Below are 25,467 nucleotides of genomic sequence, written 5' to 3'. Positions count from 1 at the left end.
AATTTACAGCAAGCAGATAGCTGACATATAAAATCGACATCCAATGCAGAACATACTGTTAAAAAAACTGGTCGCCATCGGCAGCAGCACCGTCGCCCTGTCTTTGCTGGCAGGCTGCGCCCAGCTGCATCAGGAAACCCCGGCGGACATCGTCAGGGGCAGCCCCACGACGCTGAAACCGCGCAGCGAGGCTGTTGCCAAAGTGACAGGCAGTACCGCCACTAACAGCAGCCAGGCCAGTACACAGGCAATCGCACTGGGTAGCGCACCGCAAGCCAGGCCGGTTGCGGCAAAAACAACCCACACCGTTCAAGCCGGTGAAACCCTGTACCGCGTTGCCGTCAACAACGGCCTGCGCTATCAGGACCTGGCGGAATGGAACCGATTAGACGGTTACACCATCAAGGTTGGCCAAATCTTGCGGCTGACCCCGCCGGACGCACCACAAACTGGTGCGCCGGTAACCGTCAGCGCCGGCGCTGCTACCGCAGCCAAACCGGCAGAAACCAAACCGGCAGCGGGCCAGATGCCGGTTGAAGCGAAGGCACCGGCATCCGGTACCGACGCTCAGGCAGCGAGCAAGCGCTATCCGAAAGCCTTGAAGCTGCCCTACTCGGAAGAGGCCATCAAGAGCCTGCCGGCCCAGAGCGAAGGAAATGGCAAAGTAGCTGCCAACGTACCACCTGCCAAGAACACACCGGATAAGCCGGAAACCAAAGTTGCAGCCGACACACCTGTCGCCGCACCTGCTCAGGCAGCTACGGCGAGCAGTCCGAAGGCGGCGACAAGCAGCAACGTGGTATGGGCCTGGCCTACCCAGGGTAACGTGATCCGGGGTTTCTCGGAACAGAACAAGGGCATCGATATTGCCGGCAAGGCGGGGCAACCCGTGGTGGCGGCAGCAGACGGCAAGGTGGTGTACAGCGGTAGCGGTTTGCGCGGTTACGGCAAGCTGATCATCCTGCGACACGACAAAACCTATCTGTCGGCCTATGCCCATAACAGTCAGTTACTCGTCAAGGAAGGCCAGTCTGTCAAGAAAGGGCAGAAAATTGCCGAAATGGGTAATACCGATGCTGACCAAGTCAAACTGCATTTTGAAATCCGTCAACTCGGTAAGCCTGTAGATCCAAGCAAGTATCTGGAAACCAGACCCTGACAGGCCAGACCTGATCAGGAGCGCACAAGCGGGGGAACATCATGAGCGACGATCTTGATCTGCTGGAAGAAGTGCTGGAAGACGAGCTGGAAAACGAAGACGAGCCGCGTGCCGAAGCAGAAGATGCCGAAGAAGCCGCGGCCAGCAAGGGTTTTGAAGACATCGCCGATGTCACCCAGATTTACCTGAACGATATTGGCAGCAATGCGCTGCTAACACCGGCTCAGGAAGTAGAACTGGCGCGCCGCGTGGTGCAGGGCGACTTCAGCGCGCGCCAGAAAATGATCGAGCACAACCTGCGTCTGGTCGTAAACATTGCCAAGCACTACATCAACCGCGGCCTGGCGCTGCTGGACCTGATCGAGGAAGGCAATATCGGCCTGATGCACGCGCTGGAAAAGTTCGACCCGGAACGCGGCTTCCGCTTCTCCACCTACGCTACCTGGTGGATCCGGCAGAGCATCGAGCGCGCCATCATGAACCAGTCGCGTACCATCCGCCTGCCGGTGCACGTCATCAAGGAGCTGAACGTCTACCTGCGCGCTGCCCGCCACCTGGAAAGCCAGATGGGGCGCGAGCCGACTCTGGAAGACATTGCCCACCTCACCGGCAAGCCGGTAGACGAAGTGCGCAAAGTGCTCAACCTGAACGAACGCATGGCCTCGCTGGACGCGCCGCTGGATATCGACCCGATGCTGTCGATCGGCGAGTCCATCCCCGACGAGCAGCACGAAGAACCGGACATCCAGCTGCACAATGCGCAGATCGAGCACTTCGTGCAAGACTGGCTGGGCCAGCTCACCGACAAGCAGCGCATGGTGATCGAGCGCCGCTACGGCCTGAACGGCCACGAAGTCTGCACGCTGGAAGAACTGGCCTCCGCCCTCAGCCTGACCCGCGAGCGCGTACGCCAGATCCAGATCGAAGGCCTGGAGCACCTGCGCCGCATCCTGCGTCGCAAAGGCGTCACCAAAGACTACCTGATCTGATCTTGCACCACCCCAAAAAAACCGGCAGCCATAGCTGCCGGTTTTCTTTTGCCAGATCGCCCAAGCCTGCCCAAGCGATCACCGGTATGGGCAGGGCCTAGCGGCCGGTTTTGCGGCCAACCCTGGCCGGGCGGAACGCCTTCACTTCGCGCAATAGCGTGCGCCAAGCATTGTCGTCAACCGCCGGCGGCGCGTACTGCAGCCGTTGCCAGCGTTGCAGCAAGCCAGCCAGCTGATCACGCTCCGCCGCCGTCAATGCTGCCGCCCGCGCCTGCAGCTCGCTGGCGGTATCTGCAGCCTGCGCCGCGATGCCGGCAGCCTGCAAGCGGCGCAGCAACAGCGCATGCACCTGCTGCGGCAAGGTTTGCGGCGCCTGGCGACGGCGCAACAGCCACCACAGTAACGGCCCGCCTGCCAGCAGCATGCCGCCCAGCAGCGCCTTGACGATGCTGGCGGCCGACACATCACCCAAGCCCAGTTTCTGGAACAAGCCTTGCTGGCTGGCGGCATCGTACCCCACCACCCAGCGCTGCCAGCTGAAATTGGCCAGTTGCCACTGCTGGCCCACCCACTGCGCCCAACCCGGCGGTTTGCCGCCCACCAGCGGCATGCGCGGCGCTGCTTCGCCCAGGGTATTGGCGATGCCGGCCTCGATACGCTGCGGCGCCACCAGGCTGGTGGCGTCCACCCGCTGCCAGCGGCCGTCTACCCACACCTCGCTCCAGGCGTGCGCGTCCGACGACCGTATCTGCCAGAAGCGGCCCTGGCCATTGAATTCGCCGCCCTGAAAGCCCACCACCACCCTGGCCGGCAAACCGGCGGCGCGCGCCAGCACGGTAAAGGCCGAGGCAAAGTGCTCACAGAAACCCTGCCGGCTACCAAACAGGAAGCCATCCACCACGTCGCCCTGCAATTGCGGCGGGTTCAGCGTATAACGCAGGCCCTGCTCCGCCAGCCACAGTTGCAGCGCCTGCAAACGGGCAGCCGGCTGCGGGTGGCGCCCGGCCAGCGCCTGCGCTGCCGCCACCGTCCGCAGGTTGCCGGCAGGCAGGCTCAGGTAAAAGCCTTGCTCGCTGTCGGTCAGCGCATCGGCAAAACGCGGGCTGGCGATACTCTCTACCTGGTAGCGGAAGCGTGCCTGGTTGGCCGCATCCAGCCGCCGCAGCCGTTGCTGGTACACCAGCGTTACCCCGTCGCCGCTGGCTACGCCCTGCTCCAGCAGCGGCAGATAGCCCTGATACGGCTCGGCCACCACTTCGTAGCGCAGGCGCGGCGCATCGGCAGCCACCGTTACGCTGCGCTGGCGCGCCAGGTTGGCCGCACGCCAGCTGCTGCCGTCAAACTGGTCGAACACCATCACCCGCCAGTACAGCTGGCTGGGGCGCGGCTGGGTGCCGGCAAACTCGGCGGTAAACACCGGCTCGCGCGACAGGATCATCTTGCCGATGGCGCCCGGGCTCATGCTGTCGGCCAGGCCGGTAGTGGCGCCCTGCTGCTGGCTGGGCATGCTCCACAACGGACCGGGCAGCCGCGGCATCACCACGAACAGCACCACCATCAAGGGGAAGGACAGCAACAAGGCGCGGGCGGTGATGCGCGGGCTAAGCCGTGCTTCTTCGCCGGCCAGCAGCACCATGGCACAGGTCAGCGCAAACAGCGACAGCACCAGCCATAGCGCCGACAGCGGGCTCTGGTCGAACAGCAACGGGGTGGCCGCCAGAAAGAAGCCCAGCGCCAGCAGTACACGCCAGTCGCGCAGGGAGGCGGTTTCCAGCGCCTTGCCGCCTACCAGCAGCAACAGGAACGCCACGCCCCCCTCGCGGCCAACCAGCGTGCGCAGCTCGAACCACAGCGCGGCAATCGGCAACAGCAGCGCCAGCATCAGCCACACACTGTGCGGCAACGCCCGCCCGTGCCACACCAGCCAGCCGCGCCACGCCAGCAGCAGCATGTAGATCATCGGTATCCACGCCGGCAGTTGCAGCAACAGCGGCATGGCCACCAGCGCCAGCGCCAGCAAGGCGGCAAAACAGGCCAGACGGCGCGGGTCAGCCAGCATCGCGCACTCCAAAGCTGGCCAGCGCGATCAGGCCTTCATCGCCCTGCCCCGGCCCCAGCTGCAGCGCTTGCTGCGGCAGGCACAGCAACAGGCCCTGCCCCGCCGCCTGCGCTTGTAACAGCTGCCAGCACAGGTGCGACAAGCGCTGTTCCGGCGGCATGGTGGCCGGGTAGTCATCCCAGTTCAGGCACAGTTGGCCGCCGGGTGCCTGCGGCGTGGCAAATTCGCGCGCGGCCAGCACGCCACGGCGGGCGTACACGCGCCAGGCAATGCTGCGCACGCTCTGGCCCGGCTGCCAGGCTGCCAGGCCGGCAAAGTCGTCGCCACCGGGCAGGGCCAACGCCACGTCGGCCTCGCCCTCGTCGCTGGCGGCGGCCGGCACGCGTGCCTCGGCCAGCGGCCGCGGGTACACCCACAGCCGGCTATCCAGCCGCACCTGGGTAAAGGCGCGCACCAAGCCCAGCGGCGCTTCCGACCACACGCGCAGCACCGGCATCGCCAGTTGGCCGCGATGCGGCGCCGGCAGTGGCAAATCCAGCACTGCCGGCTGACGGCAGCGCTGCAAGGTGGCGGGCTGGCCGTACCAGCCCAGGCACACGTGGCGCGGCTGGCCGTCGTCCCACTGCAGGCGCAAGCGGAACAGCGCCTCGCCGCCGGCAAACACGTTGGCCGCCGGCAGGGCGTGCAGTTGCAGGCCGGCCAGCTGGCGATAAGCCAGCAGCACCGACACCAGCATCAACGCTGCAATCCAGAACGCCAGCCCGTAAGCCAGGCTGACGGCGTAATTGAGCGCGCCCACCCACACCGCCAGCGCCACCAGCAGCATCATCGCGCCCAGCGGCGTAGGCAGCAGGTAGATGCGACGCTGGCCCAGCGTGACGCTGGCTTCGCGCGGTGTGTGGCGCAGTACCCAGCGCTGCAGCGCCTCACGCCAGCGGAACATGGGCCAGCATCCGCTGCAGCAGCGCCGCGCTGTCGGCGCCCGGCAACCGCGGCACCAGCCGGTGCGCGGCCACCGCCACGAACACCGCCTTGATGTCTTCCGGCAACACGTGGTCGCGCTCGTCCAGCAAGGCCCAGGCGCGCGCGGCGGCCAACAGTGCCAGGCCGGCGCGCGGGCTCAGGCCGTGCACGAAGTGCTCCTGCTCGCGGGTGGCTTGCAACAGGGCCAGCACGTAGCCGGCCAGCGCCGGGGACACGTGCAGGCTGGCCGCTTTTTGCTGCAAGGCCTGCAGCTCGGCCACGCTCAGCGCGGCTTTTAGCTGCTGGGTGGCCTGACGCCGGTCGCCGCCCTGCAACAGCTTCAGCTCGGCATCGGCTGGCGGGTAGCCCAGCGAGATGCGCATCAGGAAGCGGTCCAGTTGTGATTCCGGCAACGGGAAGGTGCCGCGCTGACCATCCGGGTTCTGCGTGGCGATGACGAAGAATGGCGACGGCAGCGGGTGGGTATGGCCGTCGGCCGACACCTGGCGCTCTTCCATCGCCTCCAGCAGCGCGGACTGTACCTTGGGCGAGGCGCGGTTGATTTCATCCGCCAGCAACAGCTGCGAGAACACCGGGCCGGGCCGGAACTCGAAGCGGCCCTCCGCCGGCAGGAACACGCTGCCGCCCAGCACGTCGCCGGGCAGCAGGTCGCTGGTGAACTGCACCCGCCGGTAGCCCAGGCCCAGCACGGCGGCCAGGCTATGCGCCAAGGTGGTTTTGCCCACGCCGGGCACGTCCTCGATCAACAGGTGGCCGCCCGCCAGCAGGCAGGCCAACGCCAGCCGCGTTTGCTGCGGTTTCCCCAAAATCAAGGCATTAAGTTGACGATACGCAAAGGTGATGGATTGCATTCGGGCCTGCTTACGCGCACTATTTATTAAAAAATCATATATCCCTTTTGCCTCGGCAAAGCAACAAGGAAACGCTCGTGCTTAACTGGTTGAAATCCCATATTACCGGCGGGGGACTCACCGCCTACATCACACACGGAGACTGCCTGCAACACAATATGGGGGTGGGCCATCCCGAGTGCCCCGAGCGGCTGATCGCCATCCGCGACCAGCTGATGGCCGGGCAGATTTTCGACAGCCTGCAGGAAGTGGAAGCCCCAAAGGTCAGCGAACAGCAGCTGGCGCGCGTCCATCCCCCCCATTATGTGGAGTACATCGAGGCGTGCGCGCCGTCGGTGGGTACCTTCCGCGTCGACCCCGACACCGCAATGAACCCGGGCACCCTGCCCGCTGCCCAGCGCGCCGCCGGCGCCGTGGTCAAGGCCGTCGACATGGTGATGGGCCGCGAGGCGCCCAACGCCTTCTGCGCCATCCGCCCGCCCGGCCACCACGCCGAAAGCGACAAGGCGATGGGCTTCTGCTTCTTCAACAACATCGCCGTCGGCATTGCCCACGCGCTGTCGCAGCACCGGCTGGAACGCGTGGCCGTGATCGACTTCGACGTACACCACGGCAACGGCACCGAAGAAATCTTCCACGACGACCCGCGCGTGCTGATGGTATCCATCTTCCAGCACCCGTTCTACCCCTACAGCGGCGACAACCCGATGGGGCCGAACATGCACCACGTGCCAATGAAGGCCGGCAGTGGCAGCCGCGAGTTCCGTGAGGCGGTAGAGTATTTGTGGCTGCCGCAGCTGCGCGAGTTCCAGCCACAGATGATTTTCATCTCGGCCGGTTTCGATGCCCACCGCGAGGACGACATGGGCTCGCTGGGCCTGGTTGAAGCCGACTACGAGTGGGTGACGCGGCAGCTGATGATGGTGGCGGCCGAACACTGCGAGGGCCGCATCGTGTCGGTATTGGAGGGCGGCTACGACCTATCGTCGCTGGCGCGCAGCGTCACCGCCCACGTGAAGGTGCTGTCCGACGGCTAGCCCGGCAGCCGGCCCGGCATGCAAAAGCCCCGCTGTCGCGACAGCGGGGTTGTCGTTTCAGGGTGTCATGACGCCAGCTGCGGCAGCCATTGCGGGTGGCGCCAGTACACCCAGCGCTGACGCCAGCGCGGCAGGTGGTCGACAAACACGCGGCCGGCCAGGTGGTCCAGCTCGTGCTGGATGGCGGCGGCCTGGAAATCGTAAGCGGTGAGGGTAAAAGGTTGGCCGCAGCGGTCGAGTGCAGCCAGTTCGATGACTTCAGCGCGGGCGATGCTGGCGCGGTAGCCCGGCAAACTCAGGCAGCCTTCCTTGCCGCGCACCCGGCCGCGCTGCGCCACGATGCGCGGGTTGATCAGCACCAGCGGCGCATTGCGCTGGTCGCTGACATCCACCACGGCCACGGCGAATGTTTCGCCAATCTGGTTGGCCGCCATGCCCACCGCGTTGCGGGTGGCGTACAGCGTATCGAGCAGGTCATCCACCAGAGGCTGCACCTGACTGACATCGTTTACCGGTTGGGCCTGGCGGCGCAGGCTGGGGTCACTCAGGGGCAGTATCGGGCGGATGGTCATGGCTCAGGGCTGGTTTTTGTCTCCCGGCGCGGCTTGGCCAATCTTGTCTTCCTGGCCGGTCAACAGGTTTATCAGGTTCGATTTATGGCGGTGTACCACCAGAATCGCGATGATAATGCTGGTGCCCCAGTACACACTTTGCGGTCCGACAATAAAGAATGCATAAACCGGGGTCAGCACACAGGCCACGATGGCCGACAGCGACGAGATCTTGACCACAAAGGCCATGAACAGCCAGGTGGCCAGCGCCGCCAGCGCCAGCCAGCCATTGAACGCGGCCAGCACGCCCACCGCAGTGGCCACGCCCTTGCCGCCCTTGAAGCCGAAAAACACCGGCCACATGTGGCCAGCCAGCACCGCCAGGCCGGACATCGCCACCGCCTGCTCGCCCAGGCCGTAGGCCGGGCCGAAGTGGTTCACCAGTACCACGGCGATCCACCCTTTGACGCCGTCGCCCAGCAGGGTAAGCGCCGCCGCCAGCTTCTTGCCGGAACGCAGCACATTGGTGGCACCGGGGTTTTTGGAACCGTAGGTACGCGGGTCGGCCATGCCCATCAGCCGGGTAACGATCACCGCGAAAGACAGGGAGCCGATCAGATAGGCGCCCAAAATGAAGGCAAACGCTGTTGTGGTCATGGCTTATCCACTAGAATGCAAGGCTTGGCATTTTACGGTATCGGGCACTAAACCCAAAGCCCGCAACGATGGACATTATCTTTTTGCGCGAAGTGCGCGCCGACACGGTCATCGGCGTTTACGACTGGGAGCGTACCGCCGCCCAGACGGTGTTGCTGGATATCGAGTACGGCATTCCCAGCGAAGTGCCCTGCCACAGCGACAATATCGGCGACACCATCCATTACGGCGAAGTGGTGGAGCGCGTGCGCGCCTCGCTGGCCGAGCAGCACTTCCTGCTGATCGAAGCGCTGGCCGAGCACATCGCCAGCATTGTGCGCGACGAATTCGGCGCCCCGTGGGTGCGCGTCGCCGTCACCAAGCTGAACATCCTGCCGGACGTCAAACACGTGGGCGTGATGATCGAGCGCGGCCACCGCCCGCACTAAGCGACACGCCAAAGACAAAGCCCTGCGGCCAACCCTGTTACAGGTTGGCCGCAGGGCTTTTTGCTGCCGACCGAGCGAGGGTTAATCCTCGCGGTTACGCATGAAATCGGCGGTGTTGTAGAACGCCTCGATCAGCTTGGCCTTCAGCCAGTCTTCGCACACCAGCTCGTTCACCGCCTGCGTCATGCACTGCATCCACTGGTCGCGCGCTACGCTGTCCACCGCGAACGGCATGTGGCGCATGCGCAGGCGCGGGTGGCCGAACTTGTCCATGAACAGCGGCGGGCCGCCCAGCCAGCCGGATAGAAACATGTACAGCTTTTCGCGCGAGCCGGCCAGGTCGGCCGGGTGCATGTCGCGCAGCGCCTTGACCGACGGGTCGCTGTCCATGATGTCGTAGAAGCGGTCGGTCAGCCAGCGCACCACGCCAGCGCCGCCCAGCAGCTCGTATGGGGTCATTTCCTGCATGATGGTTTCCTGCCAAACAAGGCGCACATGGTAGCACGCGCCCCCGGCGCTGCCGCGTGCTCAGGTCAACAAATCACACGCCCAGGAACGGGAAGGCCAGCGGCACCGGGCGACCGCAGATCAACTCGGCCAGCGCACGGCCGGAGCCGGGGCCTTCGGTCCAGCCCAGCGTGCCGTGGCCGGTATTGAGCCACAGGTTGCGGTAGGCAAAGCGGCCGATCAGCGGCACATTGCCGGGCGAGGCCGGGCGCAGGCCGGTCCAGAAACGGGCGGCGTCCCAATCACAGGCGTCGGGAAACAGCTGCTGCGTACGGCGCACCAGCGCGGCGCAGCGCACCGGGTTCAAATGGCTGCTGTAGCCCGACAGCTCGGCGGTGCCGGCCACCCGCAGCGTGTCGCCCAGCCGCGAAAACACCAGCTTGTGCGACTCGTCGGTAATGCTCACCTGCGGCGCAGCGGCGGCGTTGCGCACCGGCAAGGTGGCGGAGTAGCCCTTGGCCGGGTACACCGCAATGCGCTGCCCCAGCGGCGCCAGCAACAGCGGGCTATGGCTGCCCAGCGCCAGCACGTAGGCGTCGGCCTGCAGCGTGTCGAAACGGCCATCCGGCCCGGTAATGGACACCCCGGCTAGCTGCGGCCCTTGCGGCAGCAAGGCATTGATGCGCGTCTGCCAGGCAAATTCGACGCCGGCGTCGGCGCAGGCAGCCGCCAGCTGGCAGGTAAACTGGTGCACGTCGCCCGATTCGTCGCTTTCGCACCAGGTGGCGGCCAGCAACTGCGGGGCGATCGCCGCCAACGCCGGCTCGCGCGCCACCGCGTCGTCCGGCGACACCAGCCGCCGGGTAACGCCCTCCTCCGCCAGCAGCTTGCAGGCGGTCAGCGCGTGCTCCACGTCCTGGCGCTGGAACAACAACGCCAGAATGCCTTGTTGGCGGTGCGCATACTGCAGCGGCAACTGCTGGCGCAGCATGGCGAAGGTTTGCTGGCTGTAACGCCCCAGCGCCACCATGTGGCGCAGGTTGGCCGCGTGGCGGCCGGGCAGGCACTCGGCCAGAAAGCGCAGCGCCCAGCGCCACTGCGCCGGGTCCAGGTGTGGGCGGAACCACAACGGCGCGTCCTCGCGCAGCATCCAGCGCAGCACGCGCCACGGTGTGGACGGGTGCGCCCACGGCTCGGACTGGCTGACCGAAATCTGGCCGCCGTTGGCAAAGCTGGTTTCGCGTGCCGGCCCGCTGGCGCGGTCCACCACCACCACCTCGTGCCCGGCCTGGCGCAGGAACCAGGCGGTGGAAATACCGATAATGCCGGCACCCAGTACCGCAACCTTCATCGCTTACCTTTCGTGCATGCATGCCGCCGCCACAGGCCACCACTGGCGCGGACAAGAAAAAGGGCCCCCGCAGGGGCCCGGGCCGGCAAGCATGGTAAAGCGATGCTTGCGGCATGCCAAGCTGACGTCTCCGTCAAGGCTTGCGCTTGGCCATCTCGTACACTGTCTTGCCGCGCAGGGTGAAGTACTCGGAAGCGAAATAGAAGTTTTCCGAGTGGCCGACAAACAGCAGGCCGTGCGGCTTGATCAGCGGATGGAACTTCTTCAGCACCGCAAACTGGGTATCGCGGTCGAAGTAGATCATCACGTTGCGGCAGAATAGCGCGTCGAACTGCTTGCGGATCGGCCAGTTGTTGTGCACCAGGTTCAGCTGGCTGAAGGTGATCATGCTGCGCAGCTGCGCCTTGGCCTGGTAGGTGCCGTCCGGCAGCTTGTCGAAGTAGCGGCTGGCGTAGCCGGCTGGCAGCTTGGCGATCTTGTCTTCGCTGTAAATGCCCTTGCGGCCAACCTCCAGCACGCTGGTATCGAGGTCGGTCGCCAGAATGCTGATATTGCCGCGGCCGCCGCTGGCTTCCAGCGCGGTCATGGCAATGGAGTACGGCTCTTCACCGGTGGAGGACGCCGCGCACCAGATGTTCACTTCCTGCCCGGCCGGCAGCGTTTTCAGGAAGTCGGCCAGCATGTGGAAATGGTGTTCTTCACGGAAGAAGAACGTGAGGTTGGTGGTGAGCGCGTTGACGAACAGCTCGAACTCGCGCTTGCCACCGGCGCTTTGCAGGTATTCGATATAGGGGCCGAAGCCGGCCAGTTTCAGCTCGCGGATACGGCGCACCAAGCGGCCGTATACCATGTCTTTTTTGGTCGGATTCAGCGAAATGCCGGCTTCCTTGTAGATCAGCTGACGGATGCGCTCGAAATCCTGTTCCGTAAAGGCAAACTCGCGGTTGAACTCCACCTTGGGCAATACGATGGGCGGAATCTTGTTATGCATGACGGTATCTCCGCAAACAAAAACCCGGGCGAACCCGGGTTTTGTACGACAGGCCAGGCCCGGACTTACACCGAGAAGGACGAGCCGCAGCCACAAGTGGTTTGTGCATTCGGGTTGCGAATGACAAACTGCGAACCTTCCAGGCTTTCCTGGTAGTCGATCTCGGCACCTACCAGGTACTGGTAGCTCATCGGGTCAACCAGGAAGGTTACGCCACCGCGCTCAATAGCGGTATCGTCTTCATTGGCGATTTCGTCAAATGTAAAACCGTACTGGAAGCCGGAGCAGCCACCGCCGGTAACGAAAACGCGCAGTTTCAGATCCGGATTGCCCTCTTCGGCTACCAGGTCGCGTACCTTGTCGCAGGCGCTGTCGGTAAAGTTGATCGGGGACGGGGTTTCGGTCGCTGCAGTCATTTCTCTAGCCTTTCGGTGCAAGGACGGGCCGCGCCTAGCGGCCCTTCATCCTAGTATTTTAGTAGGATATCGGGCCAGCTGGCGAGTTTTCAACCATTAGGGCAACAGGGGTACGATGTCCAGGCCGGCGTTTTCCGGCTGGCCGAACATCAGGTTCATCACCTGTACCGCCTGGCCGGATGCGCCTTTTACCAGGTTGTCTTCTACCACCAGAATCACCAGCAGGTCGCCGTTACCCGGGCGATGCACGGCAATACGGGCAGTGTTGGCGCCACGTACCGAGCGGGTTTCCGGGCAGCTGCCAGCCGGCAGCACATCGACGAACGGCTCGCCGGCAAAGCGCTGCTCGAATAGCTGCTGGAAATCCACATCACGGCCTTCCGGCTTCAGGCGGGCATAGATGGTGGAGTGAATGCCACGGATCATCGGCGTCAGGTGCGGCACGAAGGTCAGCCTCACCGGTGCACCGTGAATGGCAGACAGCCCTTGCTCGATTTCCGGGCTGTGGCGGTGGCCCTTCACGCCGTACGCCTTGAAGTTGTCGCCGGCTTCGGCAAACAGGGTGCCTACTTCGGCCTTGCGGCCGGCGCCGGACACGCCGGACTTGCAGTCGGCGATCAGGGTATCGGTTTCGATGTACTGCTTGCCCCCTTCCAGCAGCGGCAACAGGCCCAGCTGTACCGAAGTCGGGTAGCAACCGGCCATGCCGATCAGACGCGCTTGCTTGATGGCATCGCGGTTGACTTCGGGCAGGCCGTAGACCGCTTCGGCCAACAGGTCGGTGCAGCTGTGCTCCATCGCGTACCACTTGGCGAATACGGCCGGGTCTTTCAGACGGAAGTCGGCCGCCAGGTCGATCACCTTCACGCCGGCTTCCAGCAGCTCGCGTGCCTGGGCCATGGCCACGCCGTGCGGGGTGGCAAAGAACACCACGTCGCACGCCTTCAGGTCGGTCTCGTCCGGCGTGCTGAACGCCACGTCAACGCGGCCACGCAGGCTGGGGAACATCTCGGCCACTTTCATGCCGGCTTCCTTGCGCGACGTTACCGCCACCACTTCAGCACCCGGATGGTTGGCCAACAAACGCAACAGCTCAACACCGGTGTAACCGGTACCGCCGACAATGCCCACCTTGATCATGCCAGGCTCCTCTGGATATAAAAAAATGTCGCAAAGGCGACATGGTAAGGAGTGCTGCAGCGCAATGCAACCAGCAAAACAACGCGGGTCAGCTGCTGCCAAGCAGGGCTTTTCTGGCTAGGCAAGACAGCCGGCATTGCGGCCAACCTTGGCAGATAACACCCGCACCAAAAGAAAAAAGCCACCGCGAACGGTGGCTTTTTTTGTCTCGCAACAAGCAGATTAACGCTTGGAGAACTGCTTGCGACGACGGGCTTTGCGCAGACCCACTTTTTTACGTTCCACTTCACGGGCATCGCGGGTAACGAAGCCGGCGTGGGACAGGGTCGGTTTCAGCTCGGCGCTGAAGTCGATCAGGGCACGAGTAATGCCGTGACGGATAGCACCAGCTTGGCCAGTTTCGCCACCGCCGTTCACGTTAACCATGATGTCGAAAGACTCCAGGTGTTCGGTGATTTGCAGCGGTTGACGGATTACCATGCGACCGGTTTCGCGAGCGAAATACTGGTCAACAGGTTTGCCGTTAACGATGATCTGGCCGGAGCCTTTTTGCATGAACACACGAGCTACGGAGCTCTTGCGACGGCCGGTACCGTAGTAGTATTTACCGTTCATCTATACTTGCCTCGAATCAGAAGTCCAGCACTTTCGGCTGTTGGGCGGCGTGCGGGTGCTCGGTGCCGGCGTATACCTTGAGCTTCTTGATCATGGCGTAGCCCAGCGGACCCTTCGGCAGCATACCTTTAACGGCTTTCTCCAGAACACGCTCCGGGAACTGGTTTTGCAGTTCGGTGAAGTTGCGTTCGTAGATACCGCCCGGGTAGCCGGAGTGACGGTAGTACTTCTTGTCCAGTGCTTTGTTACCGGTAACGCGCAGTTTTTCGGCGTTAACGACAACGATGTAGTCACCGGTATCAACGTGCGGAGTGAACTCCGGCTTGTGCTTGCCGCGCAGACGACGAGCGATTTCGGCAGCGAGACGGCCCAACACCTTGTCTTCGGCGTCGACCACGAACCACTCGCGCTTTACCTCATGCGGCTTGGCAGAAAAGGTCTTCATGGAACTCTTCCATCGTAATTCTTGAAAGTTCCGGATTCTATTACAGCAACACTTTACTGTCAAACCTAAGTCACGATTCAAGGCCTTGTCGGGCAAGGAGAAACCGTTTTTGTCTCATCTGTCTGCAAAAGGCAAAAAAAGAGCGCAATCGGGCTTGCCTGATTGCGCCAAGTTCCACCTATAGAAGGAGGATGGAGGAGACAACACCAAAACGCACACTTTCACGCAACGTCCTGATGTAGTTTGATTATGGAATTGCCATCGGTGCTTGGCAAGGCAATTTTGTGCATTGCATCAAAAATTGTCGGCCTGACGCTACAATCCCGATGCAATGCACAAAAGCAGGGCAGCTTTACAGCTTCAGCGCGGTTTCCAGCGCGATGTCCATCATGTCGCGGAAGGTAGTCTGGCGCGCCTCGGCGTCGACCGCCTCGCCGGTCGGGATCACGTCCGACACGGTGACGATGCCCAGCGCCCGGGCGCCGTACTGCGCGGCCACGCCGTAAATGCCGGCAATTTCCATCTCCACGGCATTCACGTTCATCGATTTCAGCGTATCCAGCAGCTGCGGCTGCACGCCGTAGAACAGGTCGGCGGAGAACACATTGCCCACGTGTACCTTCTTGCCCAGCTCGGCGGCGGTATCTACCGCGGTGCGCAGCACCTCGAAATCAGCAATGGCGGCGTAATCGTGGTCCAGGAAGCGCATGCGGTTGACCTTGCTGTCGGTGCAGGCGCCCATGGCGATGACGATATCGCGCAGGCCCAGGCGGGCCGCGTCGACCGAGCCGCAGGAACCGATGCGGATGATGGTCTTGACGCCGAAATCCTTGATCAGCTCGGTGGTGTAGATGCTGGCCGACGGAATACCCATACCGTGCGCCATCACCGACAGGCGCTTGCCCTTGTAGGTGCCGGTGTAGCCGAACACATTGCGCACGCTGGTCACCTGTACGGCGTTTTCCAGGTAGGTGTCAGCAATCAGTTTGGCGCGCAGCGGGTCGCCCGGCATCAGCACGATGTCAGCGAAGTCGCCGCGTTCGGCGCCAATATGCGGTGTAGCCATGTCAATCTCCCAAATAATGATCGCGGCAGCCGGCCGATACACGGATAAGCGTGAACCTGCCACGCCGGAACGGTGCTCTGCCCGCTGCCGGAGATGGTGTGGCGGCCAACACGTCCGTTCCGGTGCGTGTATGTTGGCCGCAGTCAAATGCTTGCCGGGCTCAGCCCAGGAAGGCGGTGCCGTAATCCATGGCCGGCAGGCCCAGCCAGCTGGCCACGCTCTGGCCGATATCGGCAAAGGTGGCGCGCTCGCCCAGGCTGCCGGGCTTTACCTGCTTGCCGTAGCACAGCACCGGAATATGCTCGCGGGTGTGGTCGCTACCGGGCCAGGTGGGGTCGCAGCCGTGGTCGGCGGTGAGGATCACGATATCGTCGTCGCCCATGGCGGCCAGCAGCTCGGGCAGGCGGGCGTCGAACTGTTCCAGCGCGCGGGCGTAGCCGGCGACATCACGGCGGTGGCCGTAGCTGGAATCGAAATCGACAAAATTGGTGAAGATGATGCTGTTACCCGGCGTGGTCTTCAGCGCGGCCAGCGTGGTATCCCACAGCTCGTCCAGGCCGGTGGCCTTGTATTTCTGCGTAATGCCGACGTGGGCGTAGATATCGGCGATCTTGCCCACCGACACCACCTCGCCGCCGGCTTCGGCCAGCTTCTGCAGCACGGTAGGCGCTGGCGGCTCGACAGCCAGGTCCTTGCGGTTGCCGGTACGGCTGAACTGGCCCTTGCCGCTGCCGACAAACGGGCGCGCAATCACGCGCCCGATGTTGTACGGGCCCAGCGCCTCGCGCGCAATGCGACACAGTTCGTACAGACGCTCAAGGCCGAAGCTTTCCTCATGGCAGGCGATCTGGAATACCGAGTCGGCCGAGGTGTAGAAAATGGGCTTGCCGCTGGCCATGTGCTCTTCGCCCAGGCGGTCGAGGATCTCGGTGCCGCTAGCGTGGCAGTTGCCCAGGTAGCCCGGCAGGCCAGCCTTGGCCACCAGTTCGTCCAGCAGCGCCTGCGGGAAGCTGTTTTGCTTGTCGTGGAAGTAACCCCAGTCGAACAGCACCGGCACGCCGGCGATTTCCCAGTGGCCAGACGGGGTGTCCTTGCCACTGGACAGCTCGCGGGCGTAGCCGTAAGCCGCTACCGGCGCAGCCGGGTCCATGCCCTCGGGGAAGTAGCCGGACGACAGCTCACAGGCGTGGCCCAGCCCCAGACGGGACAGGTTGGGCAGCTGCAGCGGGCCGCTGCGGCCAACGTTGGCCGCGCCGCTGGCGGCGGCACGGGCGATACTGCCCAGCGTATTGCTGCCTACATCGCCAAACTTGTCGGCGTCGGCACTGGCGCCGATGCCCAGCGAATCCAGTACCAGAATGATGGCGCGTCGGTTTGTCATGGTGTTGCCTCTTCGTGTGGGTGACGCGGGGCATGGCCCGCGCTTTGTCTGTGTTTTTAGCACGCTGGCGGCGGCAAGGACAGTGCCTGCCGGGCCAGGGTGCCTCAAATGAAAAAGGTTGGCCGCATTGCTGCGGCCAACCTTGCAGGGCTCAAATAGCCCTTGGCGCCGCTAACAAAATCTCGCAACGCACCTGAGCCAAGGCGCGCCGACGAAGACAGTACAAGTAGTACGGCAAGGAGGCGCAACGCAGGATCAGGGGTTTTGTTGGCGGCGCTTAGTAGCCGCTGTGCTGGGTGATTACCCCGCCCTGCACTACCGCCTGCAAATTGGCCAGCAAGCCGGAGGCGCCAAAGCGGAAGTGTGCCGGCGTCAGCCACGCCGCGCCCATGATGTCGGTGGCTAACTGCAGGTAAACCACGGCATCGTCCAGCGTGCGTACGCCGCCCGCCGCCTTGAAGCCGCAGGGACGGCCGCTGTCGCGGATGGCCTGCAGCATGATGGCCGCCGCCTCCGGCGTGGCGTTCACCGCCACCTTGCCGGTGGAGGTTTTCAGGAAGTCGGCACCGGCGGCCAGCGCAATGTCGCTGGCCTGACGGATCAGCGCCGGCGTGGCCAGCTCGCCGCTTTCAATGATCACCTTCAGCAGTTTGTCGCCGCAGGCGGCTTTGCACGCCGACACCAGCTCGCGGCCAACATCTGCGTTGCCGGCCTGCAACGCACGCCACGGAAACACCACGTCTACCTCGTCGGCACCGTAAGCGATAGCCGCGCGGGTTTCGGCAAGCGCAATCGCCGCGTCGTCATCGCCATGCGGAAAGTTGGTGACGGTGGCGATGCGCACGCTGCCGGCACCGGCACGCTCCAGCGCACGGCGCGCGTGCGGCACAAAACGCGGGTACACGCATACTGCGGCCACCTGGCCGGCGTCGCTACGCGCGTTGGCGCACAGCGCCTCGATACTGGCGGCGGTGTCGCCGTCGTTGAGCGAAGTCAGGTCCATCAGCGACAGCGCCAGCTGCGCCTGCAATGTCGGGTCTTGCATGATGCACTCGGATAACAGTGATTGCAGGCCCATCCCGGGCCCGGCGCCAGCAGGCAGGCTGCCGACGAGAACACGCGGCGCGGCCAACGTTGGCCGCCGCCGCTTAGACGCGACGCGCTTCGTGCACGCCGCGCACCTCCATGATGTGGGCCAACACGCGGCTGATATCGCGCACCTGGCGCACCTCCACGGTAAAGCGCAGCTTGGCTTTCTGCGCCCGCGACAGCGTGTTGACGCCGATCACGTTCAGTTTTTCGCGCGAGAACACGTCGGAAATATCGCGCAGCAGGCCGGAGCGATCCAGCGCGTGGATTTCCAGATCAATCGGGAACACGCTGCTCTTCTGCTCGCCCCAGTCGGCGGCGATCAGCCGCTCCGGCGCTTCCGCCGACAAACGCTTCAGGGTGATGCAGTTGCTGCGGTGGATGGAGATGCCACGGCCACGGGTCACAAAGCCGGCCACGCTGTCCGGCGGCGCCGGCTTGCAGCATTTGGCCAGGATGGTCATCAGGTTGCCGACGCCCTCGATCAGCACACCGCCGGAATCGTGGCCGCCACGGCTGCGGCGTACCAGGTCTTCCGGCGCCACCTCCAGCGGTTGCTGCGGGGCAAAGCTTTCGATGGCGTTGCTGATGGCGCGGGTGCCCAGCTCGCCGTGGCCCAGCGCGGCGTACAGCTCGTCCATGCGCGAGAAGCCCAACTTGTCGGCAATCTGCGCCAGGCTGGGTTGCACGTGCTGGTGGCGGGACAGCTCGCGCTCGAACAGCTGGCGGCCGGTCTCGCGCACCACGTCGGCGTTTTGCTGGCGCACGTACTGGCGGATCTTGGCGATGGCGCGGTGGCTCTTCACCCAGCCTTCGTGCAGCCAGTTGACCGACGGGCCGCCCTCTTTCGCGGTAAGGATCTCCACCCGCTGCCCGTTTTGCAGCGGGGTGGACAGCGGCACGATATGGCCTTCCACCTTGGCACCGCGGCAACGGTGGCCGAGGTCGGTATGCAGGCTGTAGGCAAAGTCGATCGGCGTGGCGCCGTACGGCAAGGCCAGTACCCTGCCCTGCGGTGTCAGCACGTAGATGGTGTCGGAGAACAGCTCGGTCTTGAAGGCGTCGGCCAGGTCGCTGCGGTCGGAGTCTGACATGTCCTCGCGCCAGTCCAGCAGCTGGCGCAGCCAGGAGATTTTCTCTTCGTACTGCGCGTCGCCCTTGCCGCCTTCCTTGTAGCGCCAGTGCGCGGCCACGCCGAATTCGGCGTGCTCGTGCATTTCGAAGGTGCGGATCTGCACCTCCACACCGCGCCCTTCCGGGCCGATGACGGCGGTGTGCAGGCTGCGATAATCGTTGGCCTTGGGGTTGCTGATGTAGTCGTCGAACTCGCCCGGAATCGGCTGCCACATACTGTGGATCAGGCCCAGCACGGTGTAGCAGTCTTGCAGGCGCTCCACCAGGATGCGTACGGCGCGGATGTCGTAAAGCTCGGAGAAGTCGAGCTTCTTTTTCTTCATCTTCTTCCAGATGGAATAGATGTGCTTGGGCCGGCCGGCCACATCGCCCTTGATGCCGGCTTTCTTCAGCTCGCCGCGCAAGATGTCCAGCACGCGCTCGATATAGTCGATGCGCTCCAGCCGGCGCTCGTCCAGCAGCTTGGCGATCTTCTTGTAGTTGTCCGGCTCGGTGTGGCGGAAGCCCAGGTCTTCCAGCTCCCACTTGATCTGCCATACGCCCAGGCGGTTGGCCAGCGGCGCAAACAGGTCCAGCGTTTCTTGCGCAATCTGGCGGCGCAGGCCGGTGTCGGCCACCTGCGACAGGTAGTGCATGGTCTGCGTGCGCCACGCCAGCTTGATCAGCACCACACGGATGTCGGCCACCATCGCCAGCAGCATCTTGCGCATGGTTTCGGCCTGGCGGGCGCGGTCGTCCGGGGTGGCCAGCTTGTCCAGCCGCGCCACTTCGGTGAGGCGGCGCACGCGGTTGCCGCCCTCAACCAGCGTCAGCACGGTGCGGTTGAACGCTTGCGGCAGCCACTCCTGCCAATCTTCGCGGTAGTCGGGCACGGCAAACAGCAAGGTGGCGGCGATGGCGTCGGGCAGCAGGTTCAGGTCGGCCACGATGGCGGCGGCGGCTACCGCATGGCTGAACACATCCTCGCCGGTATGCGGCAGCTTCTTGCCGGCGTACAGCTCGCGGGCGGCGTCGAAGGCGCGTTGCAGCATGGCGCGCTCGGCGTCAGTCAGCGCGGCGGACAGCTGGGCCAGCCATACCGCCGGATCGGCGGCGTCGGCCAGGGTATCGGCGACGGAACGTACTACGGAAACCATCTTTCAATTCACCTTGCGGCCTGGCCGCGTCAGGGTTGGGCTAAGCGGGTGCCGCTTGCGGGCGCCTTGCGCGGCAGCCCGGGGCGACACGGTCAATCAGCGCAGGCCTTGGGCCTGCAACAACAATTTGCGCACCGGCGCCGGCACGCCGGCGTCCACAGCCTCGGCCAGCGGCAGCCATTGCCAGCCGTCGTCGTGACAGGCGCTACCCGCCAGGCTTTGCAACTGCACCAGCTGCGGGGTAATGGTGAGGCGGAAATGGGTGAAAACATGCACCATTTCCGGCCACGCTGGCAACAGTTCGCCATCGGCGTTGGCCGCCAGCCAGTCGTCTACCGCCAGCGTGCTGTCGAACTCCGGCAGGCTCAGCAAACCGCCCCAAATACCGGAAGGTGGCCGCCGCTGCAACAACACCTGCCCCTGGTACAGCGCCAGCAACATCACGGTTTCGCGCTGCGGCACAGCCTTGCGCGGCTTGCGCTGCGGCAGCTCGGCGGTTCGCCCGCTGTTGGCCGCCACACAGCCGTCCAGCATCGGGCATGCAGTACAGGCCGGTTTGCTGCGGGTACAGACGGTGGCGCCCAGGTCCATCAGGCCTTGGGTATAAGCCTGCATATCGGCCGCCGCGGCCGGCGTCAGCCGCTCGGCCAGCTGCCACATGCCGGTTTCCACTGCCTTGTCGCCGGGGTAGCCCTCCACGCCGAAGCAGCGCGCCAGCACGCGTTTGACATTACCGTCCAGAATGGTTTCGCGCTGGCCAAAGGCAAACGCGGCAATCGCCGCTGCGGTGGAACGCCCCACGCCGGGCAGGCGTTCGATGTCTGCCCGCTGCTGCGGGAACGCACCGCCAAATTCCTGCATCACCATCTGCGCCGCCTTGTGCAGGTTGCGGGCACGGGTGTAGTAGCCGAGGCCGCTCCACAGCGCCAGCACGTCGTCCACCGGGGCGGCGGCCAACGTGGCCAGGTCCGGGAAACGCGCCAGAAAGCGCGGGTAGTAGCCCAGCACCGTCGCCACCTGGGTCTGCTGCAGCATGATCTCGGACAACCATACCTTGTACGGGTCGCTAACCTGCCACGGCAGGCCATGCCGGCCAAACTGGCGCTGCCATGCCACCAGGCGCGCCGCAAACTGCTTTTCGAGCGTTGCCACTGCGTATGCCATTCAAAATCGAACCGGCCATGTTAAACCAAAGCGCAGCGAGCACCAAGCAGGCCAGGCCCGAATAGGCTAGAATGGTGGATTGATTTCAAAGGATTACCGCACGATGTCCACTTTCCGTTCCCGACAGCGCGCCGCGCAACGCCGCCAGCCCACTTCGTTTGCCGAGCGCAACGCACCACCTGCCGGGAATGACGCACCGCCAGCTGGCCAGGCCGGCCATAACTCCCGTTTTGGCAATGACAGCCGCGGCTTCGACAAACCGCGTGACGGCAACTTCGCCCCGCGTGGCGAGCGTCGCGAAGGTGGCTTCCAGCGCGAAGAACGCAGCTTCGACAAACCGCGCTCCGGCGGCGACAAACCGCGTGATGGCAATTTCGCTCCGCGTGGCGAACGTCGTGAAGGCGGCTTCCAGCGCGACGAGCGCAGCTTCGACAAGCCGCGCTTCGGCGGCGACAAACCGCGTGACGGCAACTTCGCCCCGCGTGGCGAGCGTCGCGAAGGCGGCTTCCAGCGCGAAGAGCGCAGCTTCGACAAGCCGCGTTTTGGCGGCGACAAAGCGCGTGACGGCAATTTCGCCCCGCGCGGCGAGCGTCGTGAAGGTGGCTTCCAGCGCGAAGAGCGCAGCTTCGACAAGCCGCGCTTTGGCGGCGACAAACCGCGCGACGGCAATTTCGCTCCGCGTGGCGAGCGTCGTGAAGGTGGCTTCCAGCGTGAAGAACGCAGCTTCGACAAACCGCGCTTTGGCGGCGACAAACCGCGTGATGGCAACTTCGCCCCGCGTGGCGAGCGTCGCGAAGGTGGTTTCCAGCGCGAAGAGCGCAGCTTCGACAAGCCGCGCTTCGGTAGCGACAAACCGCGCGACGGCAACTTCGCCCCGCGTGGCGAGCGTCGCGAGGGTGGCTTCCAGCGCGAAGAACGCAGCTTCGACAAACCACGCTTCGGCGGCGACAAACCGCGCGACGGCAACTTCGCCCCGCGTGGCGAGCGTCGCGAAGGTGGTTTCCAGCGCGAAGAGCGCAGCTTCGACAAGCCGCGCTTCGGTAGCGACAAACCGCGCGACGGCAACTTCGCCCCGCGCGGCGAGCGTCGTGAAGGCGGTTTCCAGCGCGAAGAGCGTAGCTTCGACAAGCCGCGCTTTGGTAGCGACAAGAGTCGTGATGGCAATTTCGCCCCGCGTGGAGAAAGCCAGGGCGACAACCACATGCAGCGTAGCGAGGGCCACGCCCCGCGCGGCGATCATGGCCTGGATAAACCGCGCACCCTGTTTGGTGGCAAATCGTTTGCACCGGCAGCGGATACTGCGGCCCCTGCGCCAGCCGAACGTCCGCAAAAGACCTACACCCGCGACCGCGTTGCCGGTCGTGGTGGCAAGGCTCACCCGGACTACGTGGCACCGCCAAGCCAGGAGACGCCGGATACCCCTGCCCAACCCGCTTCTAGCCAGGCACCGCGTACCGGCTTTCTGAAGCGCGTTGGTGATACCCCCACTGCACCGCAAGCCGAGCGCCAAGAAGGCGGCTTCCAGCGCGAAGAACGCAGCTTCGACAAACCTCGCTTTGGCGGCGAGCGTCGCGAGGGCGGCTTCCAGCGTGAAGAACGCAGCTTCGACAAACCGCGCTTCGGCGGCGAGCGTCGCGAAGGCGGCTTCCAGCGCGAAGAGCGCAGCTTCGACAAACCGCGCTTCGGTGGCGAGCGTCGCGAAGGCGGCTTCCAGCGCGAAGAACGCAGCTTCGACAAACCACGCTTCGGCGCCGAGCGTCGTGAAGGTGGCTTCCAGCGTGAAGAACGCAGCTTCGACAAACCACGCTTCGGCGGCGAGCGTCGTGAAGGTGGCTTCCAGCGTGAAGAACGCAGCTTCGACAAACCGCGCTTCGGCGGCGAGCAGCGTGAAGCGCGCGGCGAGCATCCGCGTCAACACGGCGGGGACAAGGTTGGCCGCACACCGTTCGTGAAAGCGCAACCGCGCAGCCTGAAAGCCGGCGAGTTTGCGCTGTTTGCCAGTTGCCCGCGTGGCCTGGAAAAGATTCTGGCCGACGAGATTACCCAGCAAGGCGGCACCGAGCTGCAGCTCACCGACGGTGGCGTGGCCTTCACCGGCAACCGCGAAGTGATGATGCGCGTGAACCTGCACTCGCGCACCGCCAGCCGCTTGCTGATGCAGCTGGCGATAGGTAGCTACCGCGACGAACGCGACATCTATAACCTGGCCCGTGGCATCGACTGGCCGGCGCTGTTCGACGTTGGCTGCACCATCAAGGTAAAAACCGACGGCCATGCCCGCCTGAAGAGCATCGATTACGTGTCGCTGGTAGTAAAAGACGCCATCTGCGACCGCTTCCGCGAGCTGGGCGGCGAGCGCCCTAGCGTCGATACCCGCACCCCGGACATGCGCATCCGCGTATTCCTGTCCGGCTTTGATATCCAGATCTATCTGGATACCAGCGGCGAAGCCCTGTTCAAGCGCGGCTGGCGCGAAGAAACCGGCGAGGCCCCGCTGCGTGAAAACCTGGCGGCCGGCATCCTGCTGCTGGCTGGCTACAACGGCACCCAGCCGCTGCTGGACCCGATGTGCGGTAGCGGCACCTTCCTGGTGGAAGCTGCCGACATCGCGCTGAACCGCGCCCCAGGCCGCGATCGCCGCTTCGCCTTCGAGCTGCTGAAAGACCACAACGACCTGCTGTGGCACAGCATCAAGAACGATGCCGAGCTGGCGAGCCGCCAACTCGACACCCTGCCGCTGTTCGGTAACGACCGCTCAGCGCAGATGGTAGACATCGCCCGCCGCAACCTGGAACGCGTTGGTATCGACCATCTGGTTACCCTCAGCGCCGGCGACGCCACCGCGCTCACCGCCCCGGCGGCCAGCGGCCTGATCGTGTGTAACCCGCCTTACGGTGTCCGCCTGGACGAACAGGAAAGCCTGGCCGAACTGTACCCCCTGCTGGCCACCTGGCTGAAGCGCCAGTTTGCCGGCTGGACCGCGCACCTGATGACCGCCGATAGCCGCCTGCCGGGCCTGATGCGCCTGGCAGCAGATACCCGCCCGATGCTGTACAACGGCGCACTGGAATGCCGCGTTTATGGCTTTACCCTGGTAGAAGGTTCCAACCGCAAGGACAAACACGACACAAGCGGTCAGTAATCCGACACCTGGTCTTGGCAAACGGCGGCGGCGTGACATAATCACGCCCTACCGCCAACTGCCCTCTGTACCGGGCACCCGCATAGACAAAAGGCCTTACGCTCCGCGCAAGGCCTTTATTGCTGCCTGCGGCCAACCTTGGCCAGCCTGACTGACCGGACTAAGGTTGGCCGCGACAGCAGTTGTTTTTTATCGAACATCGCGTAGTGTAAAACTTATGGATACCTCTTTCCTGTCCGCCACCATCCTGCTGATCCTGATTACCGATCCGCTGGGAAACATCCCCCTGTTCATCGCCGCGCTGAAACAGGTGAAGCCGGAACGCCGCCGCAAGGTCGTGTTCCGTGAATGCTTCATTGCCTTCACTGTCCTGCTGACCTTCATGTTCTTTGGCAAAGGCTTTCTGGAGCTGATGCACCTGACCGACGAAAGCCTACGCGTAGCCGGCGGCGTCATCCTGTTCCTGATCGCCATCAAGATGATTTTCCCTGGTGAAGGCAGCGTATTCGGTGGCGACAAGATGCAGGGCGAGCCCTTCATCGTACCTATTGCCGTCCCGCTGATCGCCGGCCCCTCCGCGATGGCTACCGTACTGCTGATGTCCACCCGTGAACCCGACCGCATGCTGGAATGGATTGGCGCCCTGACGCTGACCATGCTGGTAACACTGCTGGTCTTCCTGTTCTCCGGCAAGATCCACCGCGCGCTGGGCGAACAAGCCATCACCGCACTGGAACGCCTGATGGGCCTGGTACTGACCGCCATTTCCATTGAAATGCTGCTTGGCGGCGTAGCTGCCTACATCAAAAAACTGGCGTAAAAAAATCGCCCCGAGGGGCAATGCCAGTCAGTTAAGCGAATATGCTTGGCCTTCAAGTAGGAGAGCGTGAGTGAAGCGCCCCATCCCGTTGGCGCGAGCCGGTCAAAATGGTGCGCCCCAGGTTTTAAGACGCCGATTTGTTTGAGTCCCGAGCCGTTAGCGAGGGGCGAGTTCGGCGGCGCCTGGGGCGTGCCATTTTGGACGGGGTTTCGAGCAGCCCCGGGTTGCGGGGGAATGAAAAGGGGGCGGCAATCCGCCCCCTTTCCCGTCTGCCGGGCGGAACCGGCATCTAATTGTAATGACCCAGCCCTTTCTGCACAGATCAGGCTACTAATTGATACGCCATCGCCGGCGTCTTCATCCCCAAAGCTTGGTGCGGGCGCCGGTGGTTGTAGAACCCGATCCAGTCGGCAAT

The 25,467-nt window shown here is 64.1% G+C and carries 24 protein-coding genes; 6 read left to right on the top strand and 18 right to left on the bottom strand.

Annotated elements, in window-relative coordinates:
* The first annotated feature begins 43 nt into the window (after positions 1-43).
* Together ACK4FZ_RS12585 and rpoS are read left to right on the top strand one after the other, a co-directional pair.
* Positions 44-1,159, top strand: a complete 1,116-nt coding sequence (locus tag ACK4FZ_RS12585) for a peptidoglycan DD-metalloendopeptidase family protein (RefSeq protein WP_409821423.1) — start codon at positions 44-46, stop codon at positions 1,157-1,159.
* A 41-nt stretch (positions 1,160-1,200) separates the two neighbouring features.
* A complete protein-coding gene (rpoS, locus tag ACK4FZ_RS12580) occupies positions 1,201-2,148 on the top strand; it encodes an RNA polymerase sigma factor RpoS (protein WP_409821421.1) in 948 nt (315 codons plus the stop codon).
* A 97-nt stretch (positions 2,149-2,245) separates the two neighbouring features.
* Here the strand turns inward: rpoS and ACK4FZ_RS12575 are convergent, their stop codons facing one another.
* Genes ACK4FZ_RS12575 through ACK4FZ_RS12565 form a run of 3 tightly spaced genes read right to left on the bottom strand, consistent with a single transcriptional unit; the run spans position 2,246 to position 6,042 of the window.
* On the bottom strand, positions 2,246-4,207 hold the full coding sequence (locus tag ACK4FZ_RS12575; RefSeq protein WP_409821419.1) for a transglutaminaseTgpA domain-containing protein: 1,962 nt from the start codon (positions 4,205-4,207) through the stop codon (positions 2,246-2,248).
* The gene (locus tag ACK4FZ_RS12570; RefSeq protein ID WP_409821417.1) at positions 4,197-5,150 is read right to left on the bottom strand and encodes a DUF58 domain-containing protein; all 954 of its coding nucleotides are present in this window, start codon (positions 5,148-5,150) and stop codon (positions 4,197-4,199) included. Before ACK4FZ_RS12570 ends, ACK4FZ_RS12575 begins: the two co-directional genes overlap by 11 nt.
* Positions 5,134-6,042 (bottom strand): AAA family ATPase, encoded by a 909-nt coding sequence (locus tag ACK4FZ_RS12565; protein ID WP_409821416.1) that lies wholly within the window; start codon positions 6,040-6,042, stop codon positions 5,134-5,136. The genes ACK4FZ_RS12570 and ACK4FZ_RS12565 overlap by 17 nt, the downstream gene beginning before the upstream one ends.
* Before the next feature lie 77 nt (positions 6,043-6,119).
* Here ACK4FZ_RS12565 and ACK4FZ_RS12560 point away from each other — a divergent pair, with 77 nt between their 5' ends.
* Positions 6,120-7,079: a histone deacetylase family protein gene (locus tag ACK4FZ_RS12560; RefSeq protein WP_144373244.1), complete on the top strand. Its 960-nt coding sequence runs from the start codon at positions 6,120-6,122 to the stop codon at positions 7,077-7,079.
* Between the two features lie 65 nt (positions 7,080-7,144).
* Here the strand turns inward: ACK4FZ_RS12560 and def are convergent, their stop codons facing one another.
* Positions 7,145-7,651: a peptide deformylase gene (gene def, locus ACK4FZ_RS12555; protein ID WP_409821413.1), complete on the bottom strand. Its 507-nt coding sequence runs from the start codon at positions 7,649-7,651 to the stop codon at positions 7,145-7,147.
* A 3-nt stretch (positions 7,652-7,654) separates the two neighbouring features.
* Positions 7,655-8,287, bottom strand: a complete 633-nt coding sequence (plsY, locus tag ACK4FZ_RS12550; protein ID WP_144373246.1) for a glycerol-3-phosphate 1-O-acyltransferase PlsY — start codon at positions 8,285-8,287, stop codon at positions 7,655-7,657.
* A gap of 68 nt (positions 8,288-8,355) precedes the next feature.
* Between plsY and folB the strand changes: the two genes are divergently transcribed.
* Positions 8,356-8,715, top strand: a complete 360-nt coding sequence (gene folB / locus ACK4FZ_RS12545) for a dihydroneopterin aldolase (protein ID WP_144373247.1) — start codon at positions 8,356-8,358, stop codon at positions 8,713-8,715.
* Positions 8,716-8,796: 81 nt separating this feature from the next.
* Here folB and ACK4FZ_RS12540 read toward each other — a convergent pair whose 3' ends face one another.
* From ACK4FZ_RS12540 to mutY, 12 genes are all read right to left on the bottom strand, one after another.
* Positions 8,797-9,183: a group II truncated hemoglobin gene (locus tag ACK4FZ_RS12540; RefSeq protein ID WP_144373248.1), complete on the bottom strand. Its 387-nt coding sequence runs from the start codon at positions 9,181-9,183 to the stop codon at positions 8,797-8,799.
* 73 nt (positions 9,184-9,256) lie between these two features.
* Positions 9,257-10,513, bottom strand: coding sequence for a D-amino acid dehydrogenase (locus tag ACK4FZ_RS12535; protein ID WP_409821411.1), 1,257 nt, complete (start codon positions 10,511-10,513; stop codon positions 9,257-9,259).
* Between the two features lie 133 nt (positions 10,514-10,646).
* On the bottom strand, positions 10,647-11,504 hold the full coding sequence (locus ACK4FZ_RS12530) for a CheR family methyltransferase (protein WP_409821409.1): 858 nt from the start codon (positions 11,502-11,504) through the stop codon (positions 10,647-10,649).
* A 65-nt stretch (positions 11,505-11,569) separates the two neighbouring features.
* A complete protein-coding gene (gene erpA / locus ACK4FZ_RS12525; protein WP_144373251.1) occupies positions 11,570-11,920 on the bottom strand; it encodes an iron-sulfur cluster insertion protein ErpA in 351 nt (116 codons plus the stop codon).
* 96 nt (positions 11,921-12,016) lie between these two features.
* Entirely contained in the window at positions 12,017-13,060 is a 1,044-nt protein-coding gene (argC, locus tag ACK4FZ_RS12520; RefSeq protein ID WP_409821407.1) for an N-acetyl-gamma-glutamyl-phosphate reductase, read from the bottom strand.
* Positions 13,061-13,282: 222 nt separating this feature from the next.
* On the bottom strand, positions 13,283-13,675 hold the full coding sequence (rpsI, locus tag ACK4FZ_RS12515) for a 30S ribosomal protein S9 (RefSeq protein ID WP_017509911.1): 393 nt from the start codon (positions 13,673-13,675) through the stop codon (positions 13,283-13,285).
* 16 nt (positions 13,676-13,691) lie between these two features.
* Entirely contained in the window at positions 13,692-14,120 is a 429-nt protein-coding gene (rplM, locus tag ACK4FZ_RS12510) for a 50S ribosomal protein L13 (RefSeq protein WP_144373253.1), read from the bottom strand.
* A gap of 352 nt (positions 14,121-14,472) precedes the next feature.
* Entirely contained in the window at positions 14,473-15,186 is a 714-nt protein-coding gene (deoD, locus tag ACK4FZ_RS12505; RefSeq protein WP_409821404.1) for a purine-nucleoside phosphorylase, read from the bottom strand.
* A 160-nt stretch (positions 15,187-15,346) separates the two neighbouring features.
* On the bottom strand, positions 15,347-16,567 hold the full coding sequence (locus tag ACK4FZ_RS12500; RefSeq protein WP_409821402.1) for a phosphopentomutase: 1,221 nt from the start codon (positions 16,565-16,567) through the stop codon (positions 15,347-15,349).
* A gap of 277 nt (positions 16,568-16,844) precedes the next feature.
* Complete coding sequence (deoC, locus tag ACK4FZ_RS12495) at positions 16,845-17,612, bottom strand: deoxyribose-phosphate aldolase (RefSeq protein ID WP_409821401.1); 768 nt, start codon at positions 17,610-17,612, stop codon at positions 16,845-16,847.
* 103 nt (positions 17,613-17,715) lie between these two features.
* Complete coding sequence (locus ACK4FZ_RS12490) at positions 17,716-19,926, bottom strand: RelA/SpoT family protein (RefSeq protein ID WP_409821399.1); 2,211 nt, start codon at positions 19,924-19,926, stop codon at positions 17,716-17,718.
* A gap of 96 nt (positions 19,927-20,022) precedes the next feature.
* Complete coding sequence (mutY, locus tag ACK4FZ_RS12485) at positions 20,023-21,078, bottom strand: A/G-specific adenine glycosylase (RefSeq protein WP_409821397.1); 1,056 nt, start codon at positions 21,076-21,078, stop codon at positions 20,023-20,025.
* Between the two features lie 115 nt (positions 21,079-21,193).
* Between mutY and ACK4FZ_RS12480 the strand changes: the two genes are divergently transcribed.
* Together ACK4FZ_RS12480 and ACK4FZ_RS12475 are read left to right on the top strand one after the other, a co-directional pair.
* Positions 21,194-24,232, top strand: a complete 3,039-nt coding sequence (locus ACK4FZ_RS12480; RefSeq protein WP_409821395.1) for a THUMP domain-containing protein — start codon at positions 21,194-21,196, stop codon at positions 24,230-24,232.
* 217 nt (positions 24,233-24,449) lie between these two features.
* On the top strand, positions 24,450-25,052 hold the full coding sequence (locus ACK4FZ_RS12475) for a MarC family protein (protein WP_409821393.1): 603 nt from the start codon (positions 24,450-24,452) through the stop codon (positions 25,050-25,052).
* A 322-nt stretch (positions 25,053-25,374) separates the two neighbouring features.
* Here ACK4FZ_RS12475 and ACK4FZ_RS12470 read toward each other — a convergent pair whose 3' ends face one another.
* Positions 25,375-25,467, bottom strand: coding sequence for an integrase core domain-containing protein (locus ACK4FZ_RS12470; protein WP_409821557.1), 93 nt, complete (start codon positions 25,465-25,467; stop codon positions 25,375-25,377).

The organism is Vogesella sp. (genome assembly GCF_046297735.1).
Classification (GTDB): domain Bacteria; phylum Pseudomonadota; class Gammaproteobacteria; order Burkholderiales; family Chromobacteriaceae; genus Vogesella; species Vogesella urethralis.
This window is presented reverse-complemented; position numbering and strand designations above follow the sequence as displayed.